The organism is Desulfobulbus elongatus DSM 2908 (assembly GCF_000621145.1).
Lineage (GTDB): Bacteria > Desulfobacterota > Desulfobulbia > Desulfobulbales > Desulfobulbaceae > Desulfobulbus > Desulfobulbus elongatus.
The window spans coordinates 35,582-49,224 of the sequence record NZ_JHZB01000016.1 but is presented as its reverse complement, the minus strand read 5'-3'; the positions used below and the strand labels follow the sequence as shown (position 1 = coordinate 49,224).

The following is a 13,643-nucleotide window of genomic DNA, read 5'->3' as shown; positions in this document are numbered from 1 at the left end:
AACGGTGCTTGAAATAAAAAACATCGATGTGTCGTATGGGGATGTCCAGGTCATCTGGGATTTGTCTTTCGGTGTCAAGCAAGGTGAAGTCCTGGCATTGATCGGTGCAAACGGTGCCGGAAAATCCACAACACTTAAAACCATCTCCGGCATTCTTCGTCCGATGAGAGGGGAGATCCTCTTCGAAAATCAACCCATCCATACAATCGAGCCCTTTTATCTCATTGAGATGGGGATTGCGCATGTGCCTGAGGCCAGGCGTCTTTTTGTGGAGATGACGGTTGAAGAAAATCTGGACATGGGGTCGCTGAAAGGGGAGGCCCGCAAAGCTCGCGCAACAACCAAGGAAATGATCTTCAATCTGTTTCCCCGCCTGCGGGAACGCCAATACCAACCCGCAGGCACCTTGAGCGGCGGGGAGCAGCAGATGCTGGCCATTGCCAGGGGATTGATGTCCAAACCCAAACTTCTGATGCTGGATGAACCGTCTCTTGGGCTCGCGCCCATTTTGGTCCGTGAAATATTCAATGTCATCAATCGAATTCGTAAAGAAGGCGTGACTGTGCTGATTGTTGAACAGAACGTCAAACAGACTCTTGCCATCGCAGATAGGGCATACGTGCTTGAAAATGGCAAAGTTACCCTTGAAGGAACCGGTGCTGACCTGTTGAACGATCCGCATGTGCAAGCGGCGTATCTCGGTGTATAATTATTCTCGATGACAGGATCTCAGCAATCTTGATTCTTTTTCGTCATTAGCCAACATCAATACCGGAGGTCATCCCCCCATGCTCGTGAAAAATTGGATGAATACACCAGCCATTACGATAGATATGCACAGCTCCATGCAGGAAGCTATGAATCTATTGAAAACGCACAGGATTTCCATGCTGCCGGTCATGGATAAAAACCGCCTGGTGGGCATTGTAACGGACAGAGATTTGAAAAAATCATCTCCGTCCGATGCTACCACCCTGGAAATTCATGAACTCCTGTATCTGCTGTCAACCGTTCAAATCAAAGACATCATGTCGCCGAAACCGATTACGGTTCCAGCGGATTTCACGATTGAAGAAACCGCCGAAATATTGATGGTCAACAAAATATCCGGTGTCCCGGTTGTGGATAATGACGGCAGTGTCGTTGGAGTCATAACCCATACCGATCTGTTCAAGGTCATTATTTCCCTGACAGGCATCGGAAAAAAGGGGATCCAGTTTGCCTTCAGTCTAGAAGACCGAGAGGGCTCAATCCTGGAAGTTGCCCACATCATCCGTCAGTTCGGGGGAAGAATTGCCAGTATTCTGACCTCGTATGAGAAGGCGCCGGAAGGATATCGCAATGTCTATATCCGTATGTACAGCATTGATCGGGTCAAATTGGAAGGATTGAAAACCGCGCTCAAGGAAAAATCCAGGCTGCTGTACATGGTGGATCATAAAAACAACACCCGAGAAATCTATTGATCGTGGCGGTATTGGCGAAGAGCCCTGCTCCGCAGGGCAATTGCAGCCGGGCACGTCAGCGCTTTCCAGGTCTCCCTTGAAAAGTCGGTTTTCAGTGGGCAAGAAAAGGGGAAACCGGAAGAGTCTTCCATCAATCGGAGCACCCCCTCCCATATTTTTCAGGGCAATCCGACAACAAAGCAATTTCTTCCCAACGTGTTGTGGAAGAAGCCAAACATTCCTCCCGGCTCTGCAGAGCTGGGCATTGTCGCTCGGCATGATGTGAAATGTGAATCGTGCCCGGGGGCGGACGGTAGGGGGAACGTCCGCCTCAGGGTGCATTGGACGATCCCGATAACGCTATCCTCGGCGGCGCACGCAGACGAATATGCCACTCGCCCGTGGCTGTTGTCGCCTCATTTGTAATCGCTTTTGTCCAAACCGTACTTGCGCATTTTGTCGGAGAGCGTTTTGCGCGGGATGGCCAAGGCATCCATCACATCCTTGATGCTGCCGTTGCTGGCCAGCAACGCCTGCTCGATCAACGCCCGCTCGAAACTTTCCACCTGGCCGGCCAGGCTGTAGTCCTGCTTTTTTTCCGTTCCCGACAGCATCCGATCAAGTGACCAGCCATACTGGCTGCCCAGAAGCACGTAGCGTTCGGCAAGATTGCGTAATTCCCGGACATTGCCAGGCCAACCATACGCCATGAGCGCATTCATTTGCGCAGGTTTCGGCAAAGGAACCTCCTGTTGATACCTGTGGCCAGCCACCAGGAGAAAGTGGTGAAAGAGCAGAGGAATGTCTTCAAGCCGAGCCCTGAGGGGAGGGATCTCCAGGCACACCACGTTGAGACGGTAATACAGATCCTCACGAAACCGGCCGGCTTCCGCTGCCTGGAGGAGATTGATCTTTGAGGCGGCCACCACACGCACATCAAGCGGGATCAGCTTGTTGGAGCCGAGCCGTTCCAGCACCCGCTCCTGCAGCACCCGCAACAGGTGCACCTGGGTTCTAAGCGGCATGGATTCAATCTCATCGAGGAGCAGGGTGCCGCCGTTGGCATGTTCGAATTTGCCGATCCTGGTTTTTTTGGCGTCGGTGAAAGCCCCGGCTTCGTGGCCGAACAACTCGCTCTCAATGACGCTTTCAGGAACGGCGCCGCAGTTGATGGCCACAAAATTTTTCGTCCGGCGCTGGCTGTGCTCATGCAGTGAGCGGGCGACCAGTTCCTTGCCGGTCCCGGTTTCTCCGACAATGAGGATATCCGCGCCAGTGTCGGTTATTCTGGCAATGGTGGCCCGCAGCCGCACCATGGCCGGTGTCTTGCCGATAATGCGCGGTCCCGGTGCGCTGTGGGCCTCCAGCTCTTGGCGGAGGACACGATTCTCCAGGGTCAGCGATCTTTTCTCCAGTGCCCGGTGCACGGTTTTGACCAAGCGTTCCGCTGAGTAGGGCTTTTCGATGAAGTCATAGGCTCCGTCGCGCATGGCTTGCACCGCCGTGGAAATGTCGCCGTGACCGGTAATGAGCGTGACCGGGAGATCGCGGTCGATTTTCTGGACCTGCAGCAGAAATTCGAGGCCGTCCATATGCGGCAGACGGATATCGCAGATGACCACGCCAGGCCAATCCATGGACAGATGCGGCAGCGCGCTTTCAGCGTCTTCGAGGCAGAGCACGTCAAAGTCGGCCAGTTCGAGCGTTTGCATGTTGGCCTGGCGGATGTGCTTTTCATCGTCAATGAAAATGACGTTGTTCCCTTTTTCCATGGTTCCTGCTCAAGCTTCCTCGAAGATACACTCGAATTTTGCCCCACTTTCGGTGGCAGCCACCCGAATAACCCCATTCATTTCGCGGAGAATCCGCTCGGTGATGGTCAGGCCCAGGCCCAAGCCCTGTCCGGCCTGCTTGGTCGTGAAGAACGGTTCAAAGATGTGTGGTAAATGATCGGGTGCAATGCCCGGACCGCTGTCCGCCACACTGAGAATCACGTTGCCCTCTTTGCGATAGCCACGAATATTGATCTCCTGGCGCATCGAATCTTCGACCGCATGCAGGGCATTGCTGACCAGATTGACCAAAACTTGCTGCAATAATACATGATTGGCATGAACGTCAAGATCTTCGGGATCAATGACCACCTTGATCCAGATGTCGGTCTTGCGGATGACAGGATACAGAATCTCCAGGGCGCCATCAATGGCCCCGTGCAATGGGACCGTGCTGAGCTGTCCGCTGGTCTTGCGGGAAAACTGCTTGAGCTGGACACCGATTTGGGCCATGCGGTCGGTGAGTTCGCTGATCTGCTCGAGATTCCACAAGGCTTCCTTGAGTCGCCCTTTTTCCAGGAATAATCTGCCATTGTCCGAGTAGCTGCGGATGGCTGCCAGGGGTTGGTTCAATTCGTGGCTGATGCCGGCCGACATTTGGCCAAGAGCCGCCATCTTGGCGGCATGGACGAGTTCCGACCGGGTGTTTCCGAGAGCCAGCTCCACCCGCTTGCGGTCTTCGATTTCCTTGCGGAGCAGCGTGTTGGTTTCCGTCAGCTCCTGAGTTCGCTCGGTCACCCGCGTTTCGAGTTGTTCATTTGCCTCTTGCAGGACCCGACGGGTCTGCTCCTCGAAGCGTTTGAGATCGACTACCCGTTGCTGCCGCTGCTTGAACAGGAGAATGAGCAGGAAGCTCAAGGCAAAAAAGGCATTCACCGTCACGAAGGCGAGGAACACAAATCGCTCGACCCGCCAGGTATCGGTCAGAATATGCACGTTCCATCCCGCCTGTTTCATGGCGTGGGTTTGCAACAGATATTCTTTTACCTGGTGCTGGGGCGTCATCCGAACCCTGACAATTGCACCCGCATCGCTGCGTTCTTCCCGGACCACATCGAGTGCTTCCAAAGGCACGTCGGGATAGCGGTAGCTAGCGATGATGCGTTGGCGAATCTGATCCGGTAAATGTGTGAGCGTGCGGAATCGCCATTCTTTCTTGGTCGACAAAAAGATGACGCCCTCGGCATCGGTGACGAGAAAGGTTTGGTCGGCATGGCCCCAGTTCTTTTCAACGGTATCAATATTGATCTTCAGAACGAGAGCGCCGAGAATGCGGTCGTGCTGGCGGACCGGATAGGCAAAATAATACCCTCGAACGCTCGATGTCATTCCAAGGGCAAAGTATCTGCCCAAGCGTCCTTGCATGGCTTCTTGGAAATAGGGGCGGTAGCCGAAGTTCTGGCCGACAAAGGGGGCCTGTTCCTGCCAGTTGCTGGCCGCGATGGTCAACCCTTCGTTGTTCATGAGATAAATATCCGAAGCATTGCTGATGCCGTTGATCTTTTCCAGATATCGGTTGAGAAAATTGATTTTTTCCGGCGTGTCGGGAGCGTTGAGTTGTTGCACCAGCACCCTGTCGTTGGCGAGCAACTCGGGGAAGTTTTCGTATTTCTCCAACACTCCCTGCAGATAGGTGATGTAGAGTTCGAGCCGCGATGTGCCTTCCTCGGCGAGATCCTTCAATTTCTGATGATAGAGCCAGGTAAAGGACCACCAGACATTCCAGGCAATGACCAACAGAAAAATGAAGAGAGCAAGAAAATAATTGATCCGAGGGGATGGTTTCATGGTGAAACGGGAACAAAGGCCACCACGGGAGCGGCTCGTTCAGAAAGGCCGGATGACGAAAAGAAGTGGTGAACCGGTCTTTCTTCAAAAAACGCAAGTGACAATATGTATGGTCCATTGTCAAGGACAAGGTGACCAGCCTGAGCCCCTCCCGGGGAGGATGCCTGGAGCAGTGAGGACGGTCTATCAAGGACGCTCGATGACGCGTGAGGGCAGGGACAGCGGGGAGGCTGTAACCGGAGAGATCGGCCGGCATAAACGACGCCTCTGTTGTCGGCGGGAACGCAAGACATGCATAAAAAAAGGGCTATACCGCCGTCAAGCGGTATAGCCCTCACATCGAACTGTCAATGAAACAGACGGATATCGATGAGGATCAATGATCAATGGTGAACGAGGCTTTGAGGAACTCCCTGTTCAGCCGGGCGATGTTGCGGATGGTGATGCCCTTCGGGCAGACATTCTCGCATTCCCGTTCGTTGCCGCAGTTGCCGAATCCTTCCTTGTCCATCTGCAGAACCATATTGATGGCCCGCTTTTTCGCTTCCAGCTTACCCTGAGGCAACAGGGCCAGTTGGGAGACTTTGGCGCCGAGGAAAAGCATCGGCGTGCCGTTGGGACAGGCCGCGGCACAGGCGCCACACCCGATGCAGGCGGCTGCGTCCATGGCCTGCTCGGCAACATGCTGCGGAATGAGGATGGTGTTGCCATCCTGCGGGGAACCGGTGTTGACCGACACGTATCCGCCGGCGGCGATGATCCGGTCCAGGGCGGAGCGATCAACGATGAGATCCTTGACAATCGGGAAACCCTGCGAACGGAACGGCTCGATGACGATGGTGTCGCCATTCTTGAAGCGCCGCATGTGCAACTGGCACAGGGTTGTCTCTTTGTCCGGACCATGGGCCGTGCCGTTGACCACAGCACCGCACATGCCGCAGATACCCTCGCGGCAGTCATGGTCAAACGCGATGGGCTCAAGCCCTTTGATGGTGAGCCATTCATTCAGCACGTCGATCATTTCCAGAAAAGAACTGTCGGTGCTGATGTCCTTGAGAGCATGTTCCTCGAAAGCGCCTGTAGCCAGAGGACCATTCTGTCGCCAAATTTTTACATTTATATTGATCGTTTTCGATGACATATTCGTTCTTCTGCGTTGGAGTTTAAACTTCAGTAATGAACCCGTTTATACAAGTGCACAAGTATGCATTACTTGTAGCTGCGCTGTGAAGGAATGACATATTCGAAGGTCAGCGGCTCCTTGTGCAATGCCGGTACCGTTCCCTGGCCTTTGTATTCCCAAACAGCGACATAGCTGAAGTTTGCATCGTCACGTTTGGCTTCGTTTTCCTCTGTCTGGCTTTCTTCTCTGAAGTGGCCGCCGCAGGACTCTTCCCGGTTGAGTGCGTCACGAACCAGCAGTTCACCGAACTCAAGGAAGTCGGCAACGCGACCGGCGCGCTCCAGCGACTGATTGAGCTCCTGACCCGAACCGGGCACGACGACATTTTCCCAGAATTCGGCACGGATTTCGGGAATGCGCTTGAGAGCGTATTCCAATCCTTCCTTGTTCCGGGCCATGCCGCAGTAATCCCACATGATCTTGCCCAGTTCCTTGTGGTAATGGTCGACGGTCTGGCCGCCTTTGCCGCTCTTGGTGTTTTTCATGAGCTTGGTGATCTGCTCTTTCACCTCGTTGGCGGTTGCTTCGAAGGCCGGATCGTCGGTGCTGGTCGGAACCGGCGGCACGGTGGCCAGGTAATTACCGATGGTGTAGGGCAGGACGAAGTAGCCGTCCGCCAGGCCCTGCATCAGGGCGGATGCACCCAGACGGTTGGCACCGTGATCGGAGAAGTTGCATTCGCCGGTGGCGTAGAGTCCAGGAACGGTGGTCATCAAATGATAATCGACCCAGAGACCGCCCATGGTGTAGTGGATGGCCGGATAGATCATCATCGGCTCTTTGGTCGGATCGCTGTCGGTGATCTTTTGGTACATGTGGAACAGGTTACCATACTTCCGCAGGATCACATCCAGGCCGTCACGCTTGATCGCATCGGCGAAATCGAGATAGACGCCGAGTCCGGTCTCACCGATACCCTTGCCTTCGTCGCACGCCTGCTTGGCGTTGCGGGATGCCACGTCGCGGGGCACGAGGTTACCGAAGGACGGATACTTGCGCTCAAGGTAATAATCGCGCTCGGATTCGGGGATATCGGCCGCTTTGCGCTTGTCGCCGACATTCTTGGGCACCCAGACGCGACCATCGTTGCGCAGACTCTCGCTCATGAGGGTCAGCTTGGACTGGTAATCGCCATGGACCGGGATGCAGGTCGGATGGATCTGGACATAGCAGGGGTTGGCGAATCCCGCCCCCCGCTTGTACGAACGATAGGCGGCGGTGACGTTGGAGGCCATGGCGTTGGTCGACAGGAAGTACACGTTGCCGTAGCCACCGGTGGCCAGCACAACTGCATGAGCAGAATACTTCTCGATCTCGCCGGTCACCAGGTTGCGGACGATGATGCCTTTGGCAACGCCATCGACCACCACCAAGTCCATCATCTCGCGGCGGGTGTACATTTTGACCTTGCCCGTGGCTACCTGGCGCATCATCGCCGAGTAGGCACCCAGGAGCAACTGCTGTCCCGTCTGGCCCCTGGCATAGAAGGTACGGGAAACCTGGGCGCCGCCAAAGGAGCGGTTGGCCAGGGTGCCGCCGTATTCACGGGCAAAGGGCACGCCCTGAGCCACACATTGGTCGATGATGTTGTTGGCGACCTGGGCAAGACGGTACACATTGGCCTCGCGGGCGCGGAAGTCGCCGCCCTTGACGGTGTCGTAGAACAGACGGAAGATCGAGTCGCCGTCACCCTGATAATTCTTGGCGGCGTTGATACCACCCTGGGCGGCGATGGAGTGGGCGCGGCGCGGGCTGTCCTGGATGCAGAACGATTTGACATTGTAGCCCAGTTCACCCAGGGTTGCTGCGGCGGAAGCGCCTGCCAGGCCTGTGCCTACGATGATGACTTCGTATTTGCGCTTGTTGGCAGGGTTAACGAGTTTGTTGGAAAAACGGCATTTGTCCCATTTTTCTGCTATCGGTCCTTCAGGTATTTTTGCGTCAAGCTGCATAGTCGTTTCTTTTTGCTGGAGTTAAAAGGAGTGGAACTTGTTGAGATGATGCCCATCCAAGCAAAAATGGCGCCGTGGAGGAATCATCCGTCGTCTCGAATAAACCGTAACAGTATCAGAGCAATTGATTCCGAGAGATGACCATAAGGAAGGTGATCAACAGAAATACGGCGCCCATGATACCTGCCAGCGCCCATGCGACGACGCGCAACGGAGAGTCGTATTTCGGATGGCTGATTCCAAAGGTCTGGAGCAGTGACCAAAAACCATGGCTGATATGGATAAACAGAAGGCTGATGCCCGCCGTGTAGATAAGGGTGAAGAAGGGATTGTTCAGAACTTGCGTGACGAAATCGGAAATGGTTTTTACTTCGGTTTTTTCGACAAAATGAAAGTTGGCCAGATGGATGAGGATGAAGATGAAAATGGCGACGCCGGTGTAGGGCATGGTCTTGGAGCCCAGAGTGCGGCCGCCGGCACTGGTCTCGACGGCGTATTTGCCGCCGCGGGCCTTGCGGTTTTCCAAAAAGAGGATGATGCCGGTGATGACGTGCAGGAAGAAAATGGTGTACAGCCCGATTTCAAAGATGGGAACAAAAATGCCTAATGAGTGCAGATGATGCGCGTAGGCATTAAACGCGCTTCTCCCCCAGAAAATTGTACTGTTGCCTATGGTGTGGACGAGCAGAAACCCCGCCAGCATAAACCCAGTAAAAGCCATGATGTACTTTTTGCCCAGTGAAGATCGAAAAGTTTGAATGAACCACGACATAATTACCTTTCCTGATTGAGAGTTAAAAAGAGAGAAACAGTTGATACGACTGGTAAAACCGGATTTGCACATACACAGTATGCGGAACTGAACGGTGATTCATTACCAACCAGTTGTCCGTCCTGTCAAGGAAAAAAAGGGTGTTGCATCCTGTTCGGAATGATCCGGAACGCCTCGCCGGAGGATGTGTTCGCCTTGTTCGGCACGCGGGAGCTGGCTATTGGCAGATGTTTTTCGGTGAATCGCGCCTAGTCGGTGTTTTTTCGAGCGGATGGCGGCAGGGGGCCGTCCGGAGCCGCCCGCCGTGCGGCTGTCTGTGCGATGGGTGTGATGCTGAAACGATGGGGCGGTTCGACGGCGATGGGATGCCGGGAGGATGCGCCGTCATGGCGCATCGAAAGAGGTGTGGCGTCCGGTGCGGCGGGTGTCGTCACCTGACGGTGGGGCTCGGGCGCTCGTCGACGCGCTGAAGGCCCTCCATGAGCAGTTTCATGAAATAGCCGATTTCCGGGACATCGAAATCCTCGGGGGGAAGCCCCGGAGTGAATTTGAACCGCCCGCTTTTTTCCCTGAGCACCTCGTAGAAGGCTGTCTCGCCCTTGTTGCCGGCGTAGCTCGCTTTGATCAGCGCTCCCTGGCGGAGGGAAAACCGAGCCGTGCCCTTCAGCAGTTGGGTGATGGTGAGTATCCCGGTTTTGTGGTTGAGATTGAGGGTTTGGAACAGCGCCTCGGGCGGTATTTCCTCCAGTTTGCCGATCATGCCCGAGGCGTAGTCGTCGGCCCGGACGCGGTTCGAATCGGCCAGGCGCTTGGCCAGCAGTCGGGTGAAATAGGTCTGAAGCGCCGGATACTTCTGGACAAGCGCCTTGAAGTGCTTGTGGTCGATGGTGAGAAACTGGCAATCGCTGCCGGCCTGGACAGTGGCGCCGACATTCTCTTCGCAGATCAGGCTCATCTCGCCGAACACATCGCTGCGTGCGAGGGTGGAAATGGGAATGCCGGCATCGTTGAGGATGTCGACCTGCCCGGACACGATGACATAGAAATGACCGCCGGGATCGCCCTTGCGCAGGATGATCTCGTTTTTTTTGCAGGTCCGCAGCCTGAAGTATTTGATGACGCTGTTGAGGTTGTTCGGATCGATGTGGCGGAAAAAGGAGAAGCTGCCCAACAGGTGCAGAATGCCGCCGATCTGGCGGTCGATGCCATCCGGCGCCTCCTCTTTGGCGATGGCCCGGAAATGTTCCAGCCGGATGGAGCCGGTACAGCCGGAACAGGAGATCATGCAGTCGGGAATTTGATCGGCCCGTTCGTATTCGATGATGATCCTGGTGAAGTCGCCGTTGAGGATTTTGCAGTTGCCCCGGTCGGACGGCGAATGGACCATGGTGGTGTTGATGAAGGAGTGTTCCCCCTGGCTCTCCATGCAGATGGCGATTCCGGAAATCTGAAAGACATCGCCATACCGGAACAGCGGGCAATGTCTGACCTCGCACACACGAAAACTCATTTTGGGAAACCCCATGGACCACTCCTGAAACAATAGGCAAAACACACGGCACGTGCTAATAAGGCTCCACACCCCCGTGGGCACATTATGCATGAGATATGCCAGGGATACAAGGGAATCCTGCCGCGGCCGCTGGCCGTTTGCCATGGTTTCTCAGGATGCGGAACGGATGGACTGAGACGGATATGCTGACAACATCGATACAACCCGACGGCCGTTTCCGGGTCGGCCGGCACACCCCCTCCTATACGGTGGCCAACCTGCGTGAACGGGACTGTCGTTGCACCCTCGGGCAGCTCGCCGACGGCACCGAGGTGGGCAACACCGCCAATTTCCCCGCAGGCGACGTGACCGTGGCCGGAACTAGGACGATCTACGAAATTCCCAATCCCTTTCCCTTTCGCGGCTGCACGTACATCGATTCCGGCTGGGCCGACGCCCGGGCCGCCGATCCGGGATCGATCCGCATGGCGCCGCCGCCGCAGGTTTCCCTGCGAACCGTGCTCGACCGGCATTGTTCCGCCGCTGCGGTGCGCGAGATCGTCTCCCAGCTGCCCCTGCCGCTCCGCTACCAGTTGGCAGCCTCTTCCACCGATTCCGAGGAATTGACCTGGCTGGCGCACTCCTGCTGCCGGTTCGTCTGCGCTGCTGACGGCACGCCCGCAGGGGTGCGCTATCAGGAACAGAACGGCCGGATTCGCCCGGAGATCGACGACTTCGAACTGTTCGAGACCATTGCCAATAACCAGTATCTCCCCGATAACTATAAGGAGATCATGGTGCTGCGGCCGGGGGTACAGGGCGGCAGCGAAATCGTCGGCGATTACCGCCACGGCGCAACCGAGGTGTTCGAGTATCTGCGCGGCAATTCCTACATCCCCTGGGGACATTACGCCGCCAACTGCGCGCCCGCGGCCATCCGCTACCGCATCGCCGATCTGTCCGATGAAGACATGGTAGGGCTGCGCCATCTCTACTATCAGCGCGTGTTCGTGATCCTTGCCGACAGGCTGGGAATAGCGCCGGAGGTGCGCCGCCGCCGGCTCAGCGGCGAGGAGTTGGAGGCGCTCCGGCAGGCGATCGTCGCGCGTCTGGCCGCCGGCAACACCGATGTGGAGGCCTTTGCCACTCTGTGGGGCTGGAACTTCGGCTACGACTTTTCCGGGTCCGGATACCGGCTGCACGCCTCGCACCAGATGATCCATCAGCAGTATGCCCTGGTTCCGCAGTGGGTTGACGACGCCGATGGTTCGGTTTTCCCCGCCTACTGCTGCGGCGATCTGGTCGCCGAGGTGGTCGCCCGCTATCGTGAGGAGTATCATTCCGATTTCTTTAACGATTATTTGCTGGCCCTGGCCAACAACACTCGCACCGACGGCGGCACGGGCAGGCAGTCGCTCGTGGTCTGGGAGGATGACCGCGTCGTGCTCTTCGTGCCCAAGGCCCAGGTTTCCCAGTGGGAGCTGCAGTTGCTGGTCAAGGCCGACTGCGCCGGCAAACCGGTGGGCAATGTCGTGGAGGCGGATACCTCGGTACGCAGTTCCATCGACACGGGCATGCTCAAGGCGCAGCAAGTGCTGGCCCGCTTGGGTGCCACCATGGTGACCTCGATCGAATACGCCAAACGGCTCGGGACGGCCAACGGTCAGCGGCTGCTGTACGCCTTCCTGCCCAAGCTGCCCTGGTCGATGGGGGGCTTCAGCGAGGCCCAGGGGCGGTTCATCCTCGGGCATTATCCCGAGGATTTTGCCGAGGCCTGCCGCCGCCGACTGGATTGAGGCCGTTTTCGCGAAAAGGCCAAGAAAAGAACTGAAGATTGCGTGGCGACGTGCTACAAATGACGGTTGCCCAGCCGGTGGCGGCAGGTCTGCCTCGGCCTGGTTTCGTCGGATCATTTCACGGATAGAACAGCAATGAAAAAAGGATATTATGGACAGTGGGGCGGGGCCTTCATCCCGGAGGTCCTCCATGCGACCTTTGCCGATTTGAACAAGGCCTACGAGCAGGCTCGGGCCGATGCGTCGTTCTGGCAGGAATATGTCGAGTTGATGGGCAATTACTCCTGCCGGCCGACGCCGCTCACCTTTGCGGAGAACCTGACCCGTCATTTCGGCGGGGCCAGGATCTTCATCAAGCGGGAGGACCTCAACCACACCGGCGCCCACAAGGCCAACAACGTCATGGGCCAGGGTTTGCTGGTCAGGCGGATGGGCAAGAAGCGGGTGATCGCCGAGACCGGCGCCGGGCAGCACGGCATGGCTACCGCCACTATGGCGGCCCGTTTCGGCTTTGCCTGCACCATCTACATGGGTGAGGAGGATGTCGCCCGCCAGCGGCCCAACGTCTTCTGGATGGAGAAATTGGGCGCCACGGTGGTGCCGGTCACCGACGGCAGCCGCACCCTCAAGGACGCCATGAACGAGGCCTTCCGCGACTGGGTGGCTTCGATGGACGACACCCACTACGTCATCGGCACGGTCTGCGGTCCGCATCCCTTTCCGGAAATGGTGGCCTGGTTCCAGTCGATCATCGGTCAGGAGGCGCGGCAGCAGATCCTCAAACAGCACGGCCGCCTGCCGGACCGGGTCTATGCCTGCGTCGGCGGCGGCTCCAACGCCATGGGCATTTTCCAGGGATTCCTCGACGAACCCGGCGTTGAGTTGGTCGGGGTCGAGGCCGGCGGCGAGGGCATTGCCACCGGCAGACACGCGGCCCGGATGATCGAGGGCAGCGGCGCCACCCCCGGCGTGGCGCAGGGATACAAGACCATGTTCCTCCAGAGCCCGGAGGGACAGATGCTCGATACGCATTCCATCGCCGCCGGCCTCGATTATGTAGGGGTCTCGCCGATCCTGGTCGACCTCGGCGAAAGGGGCAGGGTGCGGTTTGCCGCCGCCACCGACCGCGAAGTGATCGAGGCGCTCAGCCTGACCATGCGCTCCGAGGGCATCATCCCGGCCATGGAATCGGCGCACGCCTTTGTCCAGGCCTTCAAGGAAGCGCCGGCCATGTCGCCGGACCAGGCGATCATCATCAATATGTCCGGCCGGGGCGACAAGGATATTTTCACCATTGCCCACGCCTTCGACGACCCGTCATGGAAGGACTTCATCGTCAAGCGGGCGGCGGCGTACAGCATCGGTTGAACGGCTGGGCCTCTC

The 13,643-nt window shown here is 57.0% G+C and carries 10 protein-coding genes; 4 read left to right on the top strand and 6 right to left on the bottom strand.

The window, feature by feature from the left end; translation table 11 throughout:
• The first annotated feature begins 4 nt into the window (after window positions 1–4).
• Together Q362_RS0109410 and Q362_RS0109405 are read left to right on the top strand one after the other, a co-directional pair.
• Window positions 5–709, top strand: a complete 705-nt coding sequence (locus tag Q362_RS0109410) for an ABC transporter ATP-binding protein (protein WP_028318478.1) — start codon at window positions 5–7, stop codon at window positions 707–709.
• A gap of 79 nt (window positions 710–788) precedes the next feature.
• Window positions 789–1,466 carry a CBS and ACT domain-containing protein gene (locus Q362_RS0109405; RefSeq protein WP_028318477.1) on the top strand — a complete coding sequence of 226 codons (678 nt, stop codon included), beginning with the start codon at window positions 789–791 and terminating at the stop codon, window positions 1,464–1,466.
• A gap of 395 nt (window positions 1,467–1,861) precedes the next feature.
• Here the strand turns inward: Q362_RS0109405 and Q362_RS0109400 are convergent, their stop codons facing one another.
• The 6 genes from Q362_RS0109400 to Q362_RS0109370 all read right to left on the bottom strand — a co-directional run bounded on the left by Q362_RS0109400 (window position 1,862) and on the right by Q362_RS0109370 (window position 10,497).
• Window positions 1,862–3,217 (bottom strand): sigma-54-dependent transcriptional regulator, encoded by a 1,356-nt coding sequence (locus tag Q362_RS0109400; RefSeq protein WP_028318476.1) that lies wholly within the window; start codon window positions 3,215–3,217, stop codon window positions 1,862–1,864.
• A 9-nt stretch (window positions 3,218–3,226) separates the two neighbouring features.
• Entirely contained in the window at window positions 3,227–5,065 is a 1,839-nt protein-coding gene (locus Q362_RS20005; protein ID WP_084312516.1) for a sensor histidine kinase, read from the bottom strand.
• Window positions 5,066–5,441: 376 nt separating this feature from the next.
• Window positions 5,442–6,206: a succinate dehydrogenase/fumarate reductase iron-sulfur subunit gene (locus tag Q362_RS0109390; RefSeq protein ID WP_028318475.1), complete on the bottom strand. Its 765-nt coding sequence runs from the start codon at window positions 6,204–6,206 to the stop codon at window positions 5,442–5,444.
• Window positions 6,207–6,274: 68 nt separating this feature from the next.
• On the bottom strand, window positions 6,275–8,200 hold the full coding sequence (locus tag Q362_RS0109385; RefSeq protein WP_028318474.1) for a fumarate reductase/succinate dehydrogenase flavoprotein subunit: 1,926 nt from the start codon (window positions 8,198–8,200) through the stop codon (window positions 6,275–6,277).
• Between the two features lie 115 nt (window positions 8,201–8,315).
• The gene (locus Q362_RS0109380; protein ID WP_028318473.1) at window positions 8,316–8,972 is read right to left on the bottom strand and encodes a succinate dehydrogenase cytochrome b subunit; all 657 of its coding nucleotides are present in this window, start codon (window positions 8,970–8,972) and stop codon (window positions 8,316–8,318) included.
• 430 nt (window positions 8,973–9,402) lie between these two features.
• Entirely contained in the window at window positions 9,403–10,497 is a 1,095-nt protein-coding gene (locus tag Q362_RS0109370) for a cyclic nucleotide-binding domain-containing protein (RefSeq protein ID WP_028318472.1), read from the bottom strand.
• A 170-nt stretch (window positions 10,498–10,667) separates the two neighbouring features.
• Here Q362_RS0109370 and Q362_RS0109365 point away from each other — a divergent pair, with 170 nt between their 5' ends.
• Entirely contained in the window at window positions 10,668–12,260 is a 1,593-nt protein-coding gene (locus Q362_RS0109365; RefSeq protein ID WP_028318471.1) for a hypothetical protein, read from the top strand.
• 135 nt (window positions 12,261–12,395) lie between these two features.
• Entirely contained in the window at window positions 12,396–13,628 is a 1,233-nt protein-coding gene (gene trpB / locus Q362_RS0109360) for a tryptophan synthase subunit beta (RefSeq protein WP_028318470.1), read from the top strand.
• Window positions 13,629–13,643 lie beyond the last annotated feature (15 nt).